Origin of the sequence: Cobetia sp. 5-25-4-2 (assembly GCF_013374075.1) — a bacterium.
Taxonomy (GTDB): domain Bacteria; phylum Pseudomonadota; class Gammaproteobacteria; order Pseudomonadales; family Halomonadaceae; genus Cobetia; species Cobetia marina.
The window spans coordinates 558,951-572,018 of sequence record NZ_BLWK01000002.1 but is presented as its reverse complement, the minus strand read 5'-3'; the positions used below and the strand labels follow the sequence as shown (position 1 = coordinate 572,018).

The window sequence follows — 13,068 nt, the reverse complement described above, 5'->3', positions numbered from 1 at the left end:
GACAAGGAAGGCGGCCCTCGGGGCCGCCTTCTTTCGTGTGTCGCTTCCTTGTCGCCTTCCTCTGTGCCTCATCTTCGTCACTTCTCTTCGTTCTCCCTCGTCATTCTCGCCTGAGGCAATCGCGTCCGGCGGAGTGTCTGTCGCGAAGGGCTTCGGGTATACTTCGCGCCCAGTTCCGCTGTCGTCATGCCCCCTGTCGCTGCTGCCTGGAGATCACCATGTACTCGTTTGCTCGCTCGCTTCTGTTCAAGCTCGATCCGGAAACGGCTCATGGTGTGACGCTCAACGCCCTGGACATGGCCCATCGGCTTGGCATGGCGCGTGGATTGGGCGGTGAGGCACCACGTGACCCGGTGACGCTGATGGGGCTCGAATTCCCCAACCGTGTCGGGCTGGCTGCCGGTCTCGACAAGAATGCCGATCACCTCGATGCGCTCGCCGCCCTGGGATTCGGTTTCGTCGAGGTCGGCACGGTGACGCCGAAAGGGCAGGCTGGCAATCCGAAGCCGCGCCTGTTCCGCCTGCCGGAGCACCAGGCGATCATCAACCGCATGGGCTTCAACAATGCCGGGGTTGAGCATCTGGTCGCGAAGGTCAAGGTGAGTCAGGCGCGTGGTGCCTCCGGTGTCGTGTTGGGGATCAACATCGGCAAGAACCTGACCACGGCGGTGGATGATGCGCTGAACGACTATCTGGTCTGCCTCGAGGCCGTGCATGCTCACGCCGACTACATCACCGCCAACATCTCGTCGCCCAACACGCCGGGATTGCGCAATCTGCAGTTCGGGGACCACCTCAATCAGTTGCTGGCGGGGCTGCGCGAGCGTTGTGATCAACTCGATGCCGAGCGTGGCAAGAAGGTCCCGCTGGTGATCAAGATCGCCCCTGACATGGACAGTGAAGAGATTCTGTTCGTGGCGCGTGCGCTGGCTGACAATGGCATCGATGGTGTCATCGCGACCAATACCACCGTCGAGCGCTCCGCGGTCGCGGGGAGTTCGCACGCAGAAGAGGCCGGTGGCCTGTCCGGTGCGCCGGTGCGGGAATCCTCCACCCGCGTGATTCGCGGGCTGCGCGAAGCCCTGCCGAACATGCCGATCATCGGTGTCGGTGGTATCACGGATGGTGAGAGTGCGCGCGAGAAGGTCGCGGCGGGCGCGGACCTGGTTCAGCTGTACTCCGGACTGATCTATCGCGGCCCGGCGCTGATCGGAGAGTGCGCGCGTGCATTGGAGAAGGCGGATACGCTCATCAAGCTGTGATCAGACAGCCAGACAACGAAAGAGCCGCCTCCTGACATCAGAAGGCGGCCTCGGTACCGGCGTGAATGATGATGTGGCAGTGTCAGCGATATGTCTCGTGAACTGACATTGCCGTGTTGGCTGCCATGTCCAGCCAGCGTGCACGATGCGAAGCGCTTTTGCCGTCAGGGACGGCGGTCGGGTATTGGCCCATCGAGCTCATCGGGTCCGTGGATGGTGATAGCAGGCCTGCAAGAAGCCTGCTGATGCAGTCAAGGTGAACGTTTGCCCGTGTCGTGCTCCGCGCTGAACCGTCGTTCATGCAGGCCGTCGCCTGCCGCGCATTCTCTGGAGCCATGTCGCGAGGGAATCGACACGAGCGCCAACATCTCGGCCTTTCAAGCGGAGAAGCGAGTCGGCCCCATTGCCTACTGCTTCACGCGCCTGACAGTGCCGTGCGTCTTCAAGATAGAAATAAGGCGTTACCTCCCTGGTGGCTTGTCATGTCGCTAAGCGACGTCCTTGGGATTTTCCGGGTGACATCAGTATCGACTGAGTCACCGTGAACACCTCGAGTCCTCTCTGTACGTGCCTTCCGGCGCCATTGATCAGGCGATCCGGTAGACTGATGCCGGAGAATCCGCTTGCGCAGCGCATCAGGCTGCGTGGGCGGGGTGAAAGGCGCCAGGCGCCATCTTCAGGTGTCACTCCTTGACGTCATGCATCCTGAAAGTCATCGGGACGGGAATCAACATCCCGGTGGGAGTATCCTGGTTTGTCTATTGCCGGAGCCCGCTGGGGCTCAGGACAGCACCATGGGGTTCTTGTGGATGCCGGACACGCCGGTCATGCCAGACCATTGGTCGCCACGTCCTTCGCGCCAGCCACTCATCCAGAATTCACGTAGATTGACATCGATACTGGGACAATCATCACGGGAACGACCGGTAACGCCGGCCTTGTAGCCGTGAACATAGGCACGCTGAAAGCGATCACGTTTCTGTCTCTTCATGGATGACCTCTATGTGAGAACCCATCGGCATTGGAGTCACTGTTGTGGTGTCTCTCGAGGAGACATCGTCCGGTGGCAGCGACTCGATACAGCATGGCTTGCCGAGTGAGAGAGTAGGCCGATGACCCGAAGGTCACTGCCGGCCTCGTGCTTCATCACCTCAGTGGCCACTGACCAGCCGTGTCGGGAAAGGCCGTGGATGTGAGATGATGGAGGGTCTTGCCAGTACATGCTCGAGCGTGATGGTGGATAGGTCACTGCAGGCCCGGATCTCTGCTCTGAAGGTTGTGTCATCAGAATCCTGTTTCATCGGTGGCAATGGTCACCGAGATGCAGTCGGGCATGCTGCCTGAATGAGGGTTTCGCTCCGTGAACCTCCTTTTCGCTTGGCGTGTCACCTTTCCGAATTGCAGCTACACCTATAGTTTTTAGAACACTGCCTCTGGCTTGTCGACAGCCGTATAGGAATATCGCTAGTGCCAGAAGCCAACTCACAGGAATAAGTCCGGCCTTTGCCGGTGAGAGATTCATGACTGACACGACTTCTGCGACTTCGCCGCGCGCCCCCAGCAACCCGCTCTCCACCTGGTTTGCGACCTGTCCGCGTGGCCTCGAGACCTTGCTGGCTGACGAGCTGACGTCGCTGGGTGCCGAGGTGACCGGCACTACCGTGGCCGGCGTCCACTTCAATGGAAGTCAGGAGACGGCTTACCGCACCATCCTGTGGTCACGCCTGGCCAATCGCATCATTCGCCTGCTGACCCGCGTGGGTGGCGTCGACACCGGCGAGCAGCTGCGCAAGGCGAGCGCCGGCGTCGACTGGGCAATGGAATTGCCGGATCGTGCCTCCATCGCCGTCGATTTCCATGGAACATGGAAGGATATCCGGCATACCTTCTTCGGCGCTCAGACCGTCAAGGATGGCATCGTCGAGGCGATGTTCGAGGAAGGTCGCCACAAGCCGACCGTCGATGGCAAGAATGCAGATCTGCGCATCTATGCGCATCTGCACAATGGCTTCATCACCCTGGGCATCGACCTGGTGGGTCGCAGCCTGCATCAGCGTGGCTACCGCCCCGACCTCGCCCATGCGCCACTCAAGGAGAATCTGGCCGCGGCACTGCTGATGCGTGCCGATTGGCCGGCCCGTGCGGCGCGGGGTGAGAGCCTGGTCGACCCGATGTGCGGTTCCGGCACGCTGCTGATCGAGGCGGCCTTGATGGCGGCGGATATCGCCCCGCAGTCGCTGAATGAAGACTTCGCCTGCCGCCACTGGGGGCGTCATGACGAGCGTATCTGGAAAGGTCTGCGCGAGGAGATGGAGCAGCGTGCCATCGCCGGGCGCCGCAAGGTCACCGCGCGTCTGTTCGGGCGTGATCATAGCCCGCAGGCGATCTCTGCCGCGCGCTCCAACGCCATGCGTGCCGGGATTCCGGCGCTGATCGAGCTGGAAGGCGCCTCCGTCGCCGAGCTGACCTGTCCTGAGGGCGCCACCACCGGTCTAGTGATGACCAACCCGCCCTACGGCGAGCGTCTGGGTGAGTTGCCGGCATTGGTGCCGCTCTATGCAAGCCTCGGTGAGCGCATGAAGCGTCACTTCGGCGGCTGGACGCTGGGCATGTTCACCGGCAACCCGGACCTCGGTCACCGTCTGGGCCTGCGTGCGCATCGTCAGTACGCCTTCCGCAACGGTCAGCTGGATTGCAAGCTGCTGATGATCGACGTGGCAGCGCGTGAGCGAGCGGTCGACGAGGACAGCGTGGCGGAAGATGCCCGCAGTCAGCCGGCACTCAGCGAGGGCGGCCAGATGTTCGCCAATCGCCTGAAGAAGAACCAGAAGTCGCTGTCCCGCTGGCTCAAGCAGAGCGGCACCACCTGTTATCGCCTCTATGATGCCGACATGCCGGAATACGCGCTGGCCATCGATATCTACGGGCGTCATGTGCACGTGCAGGAATACACGCCGCCCAAGTCCGTGGATGCCAGTCAGGCGCAGCGTCGTCTGATGGATGCGCTGGCGGCGATTCCGCAGGTACTGGGCTGCTCGCCCAACGATATCCATATCAAGCAGCGCACGCGTCAGGCGGGCAAGGCGCAGTACACCCGTCAGGACAGCTCCGGTCAGCGTATCGAGGTGCAGGAAGGCGACGCCAGACTGTGGGTGAACCTCAAGGACTACCTGGATACCGGCCTGTTCCTGGATCACCGTCCGGTGCGCAAGCTGCTGGGCAAGGAAGCGGACGGCAAGCGGGTGCTCAACCTGTTCTGCTATACCGCGACGGCCACCGTGCACGCGGTTTTGGGCGGTGCCAGCGAGAGTGTCAGCGTCGACATGTCCAATACCTACCTGGACTGGGGGCGCGAGAACTTCAAGCTCAATGGCATCAGCGAGAAGCGTCACCAGCTGGTGCGTGCCGACTGCCTGAAGTGGCTGGAGCGTTCCCGCGAGGAGTTCGACCTGATCTTCCTGGATCCGCCGACCTTCTCCAATTCCAAGAAGATGGAAGGCACCCTGGATATCCAGCGCGATCACGCGCGCCTGATCGATCTGGCGATGGCCAGCCTGGCCCCGGGCGGCACGCTGATCTTCTCCAACAACCATCGTCGCTTCGTGATGGATGACAGCGTCAGCCAGCATCATGTGGTGGAAGACCTGTCGCGCAAGCTGCTGGACCCGGACTTCAAGCGTCGTCCGGATATCCACCACGTCTTCCGCATCCGTCGCGCCAGCGACGTGAAGGGCTGAGCGATGGCCAGTGTCCCGCTGTGGCTCTACACCACGGCGGGCTGTCATCTGTGTGCTCGGCTGGAAGCCTCGCTGCAGGCGCTGGGGGCCGATGTCACGCTCACGCGGGTCGAGATCGCCTTCGACGCGCAACTGAGCGAGCGCTACGCGACACGCATTCCTGTGCTGGCGAGCGCATCGGGTGCAGAGTACTCGCTGGCCGATGGCGAAGAGGCCTTGCCGGGCTGGTTGCGCGCGCAGGGTGTCAAAAAGAGCGTCGAGCAGGGCGTCGATCGGACGCCCCCTGCCGGGCGTGACTCCGGCGTCGAGCCGCAGGGGCATGTCATGCGCCATGGACGTCGCTTTCTGCGCTGATTCGCATCATGCCCGGGCCTGAACGAAAGACCGCCGCTACCTTAAGGTAGCGGCGGTCTTCTTGTCTGCGGGTCCCGGCGGCGGCCTAGCCTTCCAGCAGTGACATCTGGCGCATGGCATCTTCGGCCTCGGGGCTGTCAGCCGTAGCCTCCAGCACCTTGGTGAAGCCACGTGAGGCCTGGATGTGAGCGAGGTCACTGACCCAGGTCATGGCCTGCTCGTAGCTTTCGGCCAGATCGTGCTTCAGTCCGCCGAACTGGGTGCCGATCTGGCCCCAGGAGCGACTGACGATCCAGTCGCCGAACATGTCCTGATGTACATGGACCAGGACGTAATCATGATGGCTTTCCCAGCGGATGATCACGCGTGACTCCCGAGGTGAAACAGAGGTGGCATGTGGATGGCTCGCAAGGCGCTGCAGGCTTGTGGCGCATGCTGCGTACGCCTAAGATGGCACGGCGGCGAACGCTGAATCATACCATTGTAATCTTCGCATGCCTTGCAGCAAGTCATGAAGCTTTGCAAGACGCCATGCACGCGGCAACGGCCGCAACGCTACCCACCGGCACAGCAAGGAACAAGGCAACAGATGCACATCATCGTGGATGATAACGTCCTTCTGGCAGAAGAGTTCTTCTCTGAATTCGGGGAAGTGATCTGTCTGCCGACCAGCGAGATCACCAATGCCGTCCTCAAGGAAGCCGACATGCTGATCTGCCGCTCCACGCTCAGGGTGGATGAGGCATTGCTGAAGGGCACTCGGGTGCGCTTCGTCGGCTCGCCGATCATCGGCACGGATCATGTCGATCTCGACTGGCTCGAGTCGGCAGGGATTCACTTCACCAATGCGCCGGGCTGCAATGCCGATTCGGTGGTGGATTACGTGCTGTCCTCGCTGTGGCATCTGGCGGAGCAGGAAGGCTTCGATCTGCAGCTCAATCGTCGTTTCGGCGTGGTCGGTGCAGGTCAGGTCGGCTCGAGGCTGATCAAGCGTCTCGAGTCGCTGGGCGCCGAGGTGCTGGTCTGTGATCCTCCGCGCGCGCTGGCGCAGGAGTCGGGAGAGGAGGCGGCAGAAGCGCTGAATTTCGTCGATATCGATCATCTCGTGGCCGAGTGTGATGTCATCTGCGTGCATACCCCGATGGTGACAGGCGGTGAGTATCCGACCCATCACCTGATCAATGCCGAGCGCATCCGTGCCATGAAGCCCGGCAGCGTATTGCTGAGCGCAGGACGCGGTGGTTGCGTGGATACTGCCGCGCTCAAGCAGCGTCTGCTGGAACAGGCTGATCTGCTGACCGTGCTGGATGTGTGGGAGAACGAGCCGGACATCGATGCGGAGCTGGCCTCGCTGGTGGATATCGCCACGCCGCACATCGCCGGACACAGTCTGGATGGCAAGATGCAGGGAGCCGAGATCATCTATCAGCAGGCCTGCCGGCATTTCGGCCTGCCGGCACGACGCAAGCTGGGCCAGCTGAAGCCGGACCCGTGGCTTCGCAAGCTGGTGCTGACGGGGTGGGCGCCGCCGGAAGAGGCCCTCGGTCTCTGCGTTCGGGCCTGTTACGACGTGCGCCGCGATGCCTTGGGTCTGCGTCGCTATCAGCGCCGCTTCGGCAACGCCGAGGGCTTCCTGCGTTATCGGCGTGAATATCCGTTGCGTCGCGAGTTCTCCACGCTGCGCGTCGAACTCAAGAAGAACGCCCGTGAGCTGCGTGAAGTGCTGGAAGGCTTCGGCTTCTCGCGTGTGAAGCTGGCCAGCAAATGATGTGACATGTCATCTCTCCTGCGATATCCACCTGCAGGAGGTGTCGAGGCCGAGTGACGGATCTCGATCGTCAGGCAGTCAGAACGCCCCTATCAGCTTCGCTGGCAGGGGCGTTCTCGTCTCAGGTACGGATGTGGGGCGGATGACCCGGTAGATGAAACCGGTTCTCGGACGTTTCGGACTGCGACCTTGGTCGATATAATGTCGCCCAAAATTACGCTGACGACAGATGTCAGGGCGCGCCCCGGGCGACTTGTCCGAGGGTGGTGTGGCCCGCTGGCTCCCCGCGTACTCCCCGTTTCTTGTGCCTTCTGCCATGCCCGTCACGACGGCGCGTGTCGGCGTCCTCATTTCCTGAAGATGGTGTCCTGAATGCAACAATCTCCTGATAGACCAGCCGAGGGCGGTGGCTTTCGTCCCCCCTCCCTGCTGGATGCCCTGATCCCCATCGTGCTGGTCATCGCCATGCTGGTGCTGGCGGTCGTGCTGTTCGGCGCCGATGCTTCCTGGGGGCCGAATCAGGTGGCATTGCTGTCTGGCGCGATGATCGCGGGAGTCATCGGCCTCAAGAACGGTTATCGCTGGAGCGATATCGAAGAGGGGATCAACAAGGGGATCCAGATCTCGTTGGGCGCGATCCTGATCCTGCTGGCGGTAGGCGCGATGATCGGTACCTGGATTCTCGGTGGCACCGTGCCGGCGATGATCTACTACGGGCTGGATGTGATCGCGCCTCAGTATTTCTATGCCTCGGCATGTCTGCTGTGCGCGCTGGTGGCGCTGTCGGTGGGGAGCTCCTGGACGGTGGCCGGCACCATCGGTATTGGCCTGATCGGCATTGCCGATGGGCTGGGGCTTTCCGAGGCGATCACGGCAGGTGCGGTGATTTCCGGGGCCTACTTCGGTGACAAGCTCTCGCCACTGTCGGATACCACCAATCTGGCGCCGGCGGCGGCGGGGACCACGCTGTTCGCGCACATTCGTCACATGCTGTGGACGACGGTTCCCAGCATCCTGCTCGCGCTGGCAGGCTTTCTGTGGCTGGGCCACGACTCCGTCTCCAGCCTGCAGACGCCGGAGCAGGTCGCCAACCTGCGTGCCCAGCTGGGTGAGCAGTTCAACATCGGCCTGCACCTGCTGATTCCGCTGCTGGTGCTGCTGGTGATGGCCGTGCGTCAGATGCCCGCCTTCCCGGCGATCTTCATCGGTGCGGTGCTCGGGGGTGTCTTCGCGGTCATCTTCCAGCCACAGGCCGTGGCGGGACTGGCGAATGTCCCTGACATGTCCACCGCCATGGCGCTGCTCAAGGGCGTATGGATGTCGATGTTCGATGGCTATGTCTCCCACAGCGGCGATGAGGTGATCGACTCGCTGCTCTCCAAGGGCGGCATGAGCAGCATGCTCAACACCGTGTGGTTGATCCTCTCGGCGATGACCTTCGGCGGCGTGATCGAACGACTCGGTCTGCTGGAGCGTCTGGTGCAGAGCCTGCTGGGCGCGACGCGCAATGCCGGTTCGCTGGTCATCACCACGCTGGGTACCTGCCTGGCGTCCAATGTGGTGACCGGGGATCAATACATCTCGGTCATCCTGCCGGGGCGCATGTATCGCGCTGAATTCCGCCGCCGTCGCCTGGCGCCGGTCAACCTGTCGCGGGCACTGGAAGATTCCGGCACCATCACCTCGCCACTGATTCCCTGGAACAGCTGCGGCGCCTACATGGCGGCAACGCTGGGGGTCGCGACTCTCAGTTATCTGCCGTTTGCGCTGTTCAATCTGGTCAATCTGGTGCTGGCGGTGGCCTATGCCATGGTCGGCTTCAAGCTGGAGCGTCTGGCCGAAGGTGACGAGGCGGATGGCGGAGAGCCGACTCCGCTGGCCGAATCTCTGGTGCTGGATACCCCTCATGAGACGGCAGAGTCTCGCTGATTGACGTACTGGGTGACAGAGACAGGCAAGCCCGCCGCGTGGTGAACGCGGCGGGCTTTTTCATGGGCACTCGAGGGGGGCGTCCAGCGTTCAGTCAGTGCACTGATGACGTGTGAGGCGTATCAGGAACTCGCGATAGCGCTCCAGTTCGGCGATGTCGATGTACTCATCCGCCTTGTGGGCCTGCGTGATGGAGCCTGGCCCGCAGACGACAGTCGAGAAACCGCGATCCTGGAACCAGCCCGCTTCCGAGCAGAAGCCGACACCGCAGCGTTCACGCTGACCCGTCAGCGCAAAGGCCAGCGTCTCTGCCTTGCCGTCGGGCTCCGGCGTGAGCGCCGGTACCGAGGCGTAGTCCTCCAGTGTCTGGATGGCGCACTCCGGTGAGTGCTCCTGCATCTCGAGGGCCAGTCGGGCGGTGAAGTCATCGACTCGCGCGCGTACCGCGTCAGGGGTATCACCGGGCAGGTTGCGCAGCTCCCAATGCAGGCGAGCATCCTTGGCAATGATGTTGGTCGCATTGCCGCCCTGGATGGTGCTGACGTGCAGCGTGGAGTACGGGGGCTCGAACAGTTCGCCCCGTGAGGCCTGGGTGCGCAGGTCGTTTGCCGTGCGTTCCAGCTCCGAGATGATGCGCGCGGCGTAGAACGTGGCCGAGACACCCAGGTCCGGTCGGCTCGAATGCGCCGGCACGCCGGTCACTTCCGTGCGCCAGGCATGCACCCCCTTGTGCGCCGAGACCACGCGTCCCTCCGTCGGTTCGCCGATGATGACGGCGGCGACGTCGGGCAGCGTGTCGCGCATGTGGTCGATCAGTGGCAGACAGCCCAGACAGGTGCTTTCCTCATCGTAGGAGAAGGCAAGGTGGAGTGGCCGCTTGAGGGGAGCGTCAAGAAAATCCGGCACCATCGCCAGGCACAGGCCGATGAAGCCTTTCATGTCCACCGAGCCACGACCATAAAGACGACCCTCCTTCAGCGTGGCCTGATAAGGGTCATGGGACCAGTTCTGGCCGCTTACGGGCACGGTATCGGTATGGCCGGAGAGCACGACACCACCGGCCACCGCGGGCCCTATCGTGGCGAGCAGCGAGGCCTTGTCGCCTTCGGCATTCGAAAGCACGCTCGCCTGGATGCCATGCTCGGCCAGCAGATCGCGAACGAAGTGGATCAATGCCAGATTGGAGCGATCCGAGGTGGTATCGAAGGCGATCAGGCGAGTGATGATGTCGAGGGTGCGTTGCATGTCGGGCCTCATGAGGCATGGCGCCGTTCGGGGAGGGGCCGGATGTGAAAGCCCGAGGGGATCACATTGGCGCTGAACGGACGCAGGAGTCTGCTTTATGCAGTTGCCTGCATGCCAAGTCAATCGTGGCCGCAACCCCCTGTGGCACTTCGTGGCTGATCACGATGTGCCGCGAGGCATGCTTGGGAGTCTGCGGGGTCAGCCCTGACGCAAGAAGCCCGCCACGTGACTCACGTGGCGGGCTTCTGCATTGCTCAAGAGTGCGGTGCTGCTCGAGGCTTATTTGTAGGCAGCGGCCTTGAGCGCGGCGATACGGTCATCCAGCGGCGGGTGGCTGGCGAACAGCTGCTCCATCAGCTTGCGGCTCTTGCCGGTGGTGATGGCGAAGGCGGTCATGGTGTCAGGCATCTGGTCCGGCAGCTCATGTTCCTGCTTGAGGCGTGCCAGCGCGTTGATCATCGAACCGCTGCCCGCGAGACTCGCGCCTGCGGCATCCGCACGATATTCGCGCCAGCGCGAGAACCAGGCGACGATCATCGAGGCCACCAGGCCCAGCACCAGCTCAAGGACGAAGACCACGGCCATGTAGCCGAAGAAGCCCAGGCCGCCGCTGTTGTCATCTCGCTTCAGGAAGGCGTCGATGGCATGTGCGGCAATGCGCGCGAAGAACATCACGAAGGTGTTCACCACGCCCTGGATCAGCGTCAGCGTCACCATGTCGCCGTTGGCCACGTGACCGATCTCGTGCGCCAGTACCGCACGCACTTCCTCGGGACGCATGCGATTGAGCAGGCCGGCCGAGACGGCGACCAGCGCATCGTTGCGGTTCCAGCCGGTGGCGAAGGCATTGGATTGCTGCGCCGGGAAGATGCCGACTTCCGGCATCTTGATGCCGGCGTCGCGAGACAGTTCCTCGACGGTTGTCAGCAGCCAGCGTTCGGTATCGTTCTGTGGCTGTTCGATGATCACGGTGCCCGTCGAGGACTTGGCCATCATCTTGGACAGGAACAGGGAAATCACCGAGCCGGCCATGCCGATGATGAAGCAGAAGATCAACAGGGCGGTGTAATTGATGCCGTTGGCTTCCATGTAGCCATCGAAGCCCAGCAGGCGCAGCGTGACACTGGCCAGCAGCACCACCGCCAGGTTGGTGATCAGAAAGAGGGCTATCCGCATCATGGGGTCAGGTCTCCAATGCCAATCTATCGGTAAGGCGCAATTATCTGCCCGCCATGCTGACAGTGAGATGAATCACTGCGACATGGCGGACAGGCGGCGCGTAACAGGAAGGTATCACCACCGTGCCGGTGTGCGTAGACCTTTCGTGAGGCAGGTATCGACACCGTGGCGTCAGGCCGTCTCGAGGCTCAGTGCTGCGGGAGCTTGCCGCAGGAAAGAGGTGTCTCAGCTCTTGCGGCGGCGCGCCAGGAAACGACCGAGACGCTCGATGGCCTCTTCCAGCTGATCGGCGTAGGGCAGGGTGACGATGCGCAGGTGATCCGGATTCGGCCAGTTGAAGGCGGTGCCCTGCACCAGCAGCATCTTCTCTTCCAGCAACAGCTCCAGCACCATCTGCTGGTCGTCCTCGAAGGGATACATCTCCGGGTCGAGACGCGGGAACATGTAGAGCGCGCCCTTGGGCTTCACGCAGCTGACGCCGGGGATCTCGTTGAGCTTCTTCCAGGCCGCATCACGCTGGGCCAGCAGACGGCCACCCGGCAGCACCAGGTCGTTGATGGACTGATAGCCGCCGAGTGCCGTCTGGATGGCGTGCTGCGCCGGGACGTTGGCGCACAGGCGCATGCTGGCCAGCATGTCGAGACCGGAGATGAAGTCGGCCGCCGGGCGCTTGTCGCCGGAGAGAATCATCCAGCCGGAGCGGAAGCCCGCGCAGCGATAGCTCTTGGACAGGCCATTCATGGTCACGACCAGCAGATCATCGGCCAACGCACCGGTGGAGACGTGCTCGGTATCGTCATAGAGGATCTTGTCGTAGATCTCATCCGAGAACACCACCAGGCCGTATTCCCGCGCAACCTGCAGGATGTCCTTCACGACGGCTGGCGGGTAGACCGCGCCGGTCGGGTTGTTCGGGTTGATCAGCACGATGCCCTTGGTGTGGCTGGTCACCTTGGCGCGGATGTCCTCGATGGAGGGAGCCCAGTCCTGCGTCTCGTCACACAGATAGTGCACGGCACGACCACCGGCCAGATTGGCGGCAGCGGTCCACAGGGGATAATCCGGTGCTGGTACCAGCAGCTCGTCACCATCGTCGAGCAGGGCCTGCATGGCCAGCACGATCAGCTCCGAGACACCGTTGCCGATGTAGATGTCCTCGATGCCGACACCCTGGATGTCCTTGCGCTGACACTCCTGCATGATCGCCTTGCGCGCCGAGTAAAGCCCCTTGGAGTCACAGTAGCCCTGCGCGGTCGGCAGATTGCGCATCACGTCCTGCAGGATCTCTTCCGGTGCCTCGAAGCCGAAGGGCGCCGGGTTGCCGATATTGAGCTTGAGAATGCGATGACCTTCGTCCTCGAGACGCTTGGCGTGTTCGAGAACCGGCCCGCGAATGTCGTAGCAGACGTTGTCCAGCTTGTGTGACTTGCGAATTTCGCGGGGCTTTCTTTGCTCGGTATCCATGGTGCTTTCCGTAGATCTCCGTCACGTAAGGTGTAGGGGCGAGTGTCCAGCATATCGCGCCGCCTGCCTGCCGCGCCACGGCCAAGGGCCAATAGCGTGGTTAAATTTGCGGTTTGAAATGTTCAGGCAG

10 protein-coding genes are annotated in these 13,068 nt (G+C 62.4%); 5 read left to right on the top strand and 5 right to left on the bottom strand.

The window, feature by feature from the left end; all coding sequences use genetic code 11:
• The first annotated feature begins 218 nt into the window (after positions 1 to 218).
• On the top strand, positions 219 to 1,262 hold the full coding sequence (locus HXS65_RS07280) for a quinone-dependent dihydroorotate dehydrogenase (protein ID WP_176493539.1): 1,044 nt from the start codon (positions 219 to 221) through the stop codon (positions 1,260 to 1,262).
• Positions 1,263 to 2,043: 781 nt separating this feature from the next.
• Here the strand turns inward: HXS65_RS07280 and rmf are convergent.
• Positions 2,044 to 2,253 carry a ribosome modulation factor gene (gene rmf, locus HXS65_RS07275; RefSeq protein ID WP_043334308.1) on the bottom strand — a complete coding sequence of 70 codons (210 nt, stop codon included), beginning with the start codon at positions 2,251 to 2,253 and terminating at the stop codon, positions 2,044 to 2,046.
• A 529-nt stretch (positions 2,254 to 2,782) separates the two neighbouring features.
• Between rmf and rlmKL the strand changes: the two genes are divergently transcribed.
• Both rlmKL and HXS65_RS07265 read left to right on the top strand, forming a co-directional pair.
• Positions 2,783 to 4,999, top strand: a complete 2,217-nt coding sequence (rlmKL, locus tag HXS65_RS07270; protein ID WP_176493538.1) for a bifunctional 23S rRNA (guanine(2069)-N(7))-methyltransferase RlmK/23S rRNA (guanine(2445)-N(2))-methyltransferase RlmL — start codon at positions 2,783 to 2,785, stop codon at positions 4,997 to 4,999.
• Between the two features lie 3 nt (positions 5,000 to 5,002).
• Positions 5,003 to 5,353 carry a glutaredoxin family protein gene (locus tag HXS65_RS07265; protein ID WP_176493537.1) on the top strand — a complete coding sequence of 117 codons (351 nt, stop codon included), beginning with the start codon at positions 5,003 to 5,005 and terminating at the stop codon, positions 5,351 to 5,353.
• 85 nt (positions 5,354 to 5,438) lie between these two features.
• Here HXS65_RS07265 and HXS65_RS07260 read toward each other — a convergent pair whose 3' ends face one another.
• On the bottom strand, positions 5,439 to 5,717 hold the full coding sequence (locus HXS65_RS07260; protein WP_077378449.1) for a WGR domain-containing protein: 279 nt from the start codon (positions 5,715 to 5,717) through the stop codon (positions 5,439 to 5,441).
• A gap of 225 nt (positions 5,718 to 5,942) precedes the next feature.
• Here HXS65_RS07260 and pdxB point away from each other — a divergent pair, with 225 nt between their 5' ends.
• Together pdxB and nhaC are read left to right on the top strand one after the other, a co-directional pair.
• Positions 5,943 to 7,121, top strand: coding sequence for a 4-phosphoerythronate dehydrogenase PdxB (gene pdxB / locus HXS65_RS07255; protein WP_176493536.1), 1,179 nt, complete (start codon positions 5,943 to 5,945; stop codon positions 7,119 to 7,121).
• A gap of 372 nt (positions 7,122 to 7,493) precedes the next feature.
• Entirely contained in the window at positions 7,494 to 9,050 is a 1,557-nt protein-coding gene (gene nhaC / locus HXS65_RS07250; RefSeq protein ID WP_077378455.1) for a Na+/H+ antiporter NhaC, read from the top strand.
• A 90-nt stretch (positions 9,051 to 9,140) separates the two neighbouring features.
• Here nhaC and argE read toward each other — a convergent pair whose 3' ends face one another.
• The 3 genes from argE to HXS65_RS07235 form a co-directional block, all read right to left on the bottom strand.
• Positions 9,141 to 10,295, bottom strand: a complete 1,155-nt coding sequence (argE, locus tag HXS65_RS07245) for an acetylornithine deacetylase (protein ID WP_218015060.1) — start codon at positions 10,293 to 10,295, stop codon at positions 9,141 to 9,143.
• A gap of 279 nt (positions 10,296 to 10,574) precedes the next feature.
• The gene (htpX, locus tag HXS65_RS07240) at positions 10,575 to 11,474 is read right to left on the bottom strand and encodes a protease HtpX (protein WP_077378460.1); all 900 of its coding nucleotides are present in this window, start codon (positions 11,472 to 11,474) and stop codon (positions 10,575 to 10,577) included.
• 225 nt (positions 11,475 to 11,699) lie between these two features.
• On the bottom strand, positions 11,700 to 12,938 hold the full coding sequence (locus tag HXS65_RS07235; protein ID WP_176493534.1) for a pyridoxal phosphate-dependent aminotransferase: 1,239 nt from the start codon (positions 12,936 to 12,938) through the stop codon (positions 11,700 to 11,702).
• Positions 12,939 to 13,068 lie beyond the last annotated feature (130 nt).

Bases quoted from the DNA above. Each gene is read 5' to 3' on its own strand.
- rlmKL (WP_176493538.1), top strand. From the start codon at position 2,783: ATGACTGACACGACTTCTGCGACTTCGCCGCGCGCCCCCAGCAACCCG.
- nhaC (WP_077378455.1), top strand. From the start codon at position 7,494: ATGCAACAATCTCCTGATAGACCAGCCGAGGGCGGTGGCTTTCGTCCC.
- pdxB (WP_176493536.1), top strand. From the start codon at position 5,943: ATGCACATCATCGTGGATGATAACGTCCTTCTGGCAGAAGAGTTCTTC.
- HXS65_RS07280 (WP_176493539.1), top strand. From the start codon at position 219: ATGTACTCGTTTGCTCGCTCGCTTCTGTTCAAGCTCGATCCGGAAACG.
- HXS65_RS07265 (WP_176493537.1), top strand. From the start codon at position 5,003: ATGGCCAGTGTCCCGCTGTGGCTCTACACCACGGCGGGCTGTCATCTG.
- htpX (WP_077378460.1), bottom strand. From the start codon at position 11,474: ATGATGCGGATAGCCCTCTTTCTGATCACCAACCTGGCGGTGGTGCTG.
- rmf (WP_043334308.1), bottom strand. From the start codon at position 2,253: ATGAAGAGACAGAAACGTGATCGCTTTCAGCGTGCCTATGTTCACGGC.
- HXS65_RS07235 (WP_176493534.1), bottom strand. From the start codon at position 12,938: ATGGATACCGAGCAAAGAAAGCCCCGCGAAATTCGCAAGTCACACAAG.
- argE (WP_218015060.1), bottom strand. From the start codon at position 10,295: ATGCAACGCACCCTCGACATCATCACTCGCCTGATCGCCTTCGATACC.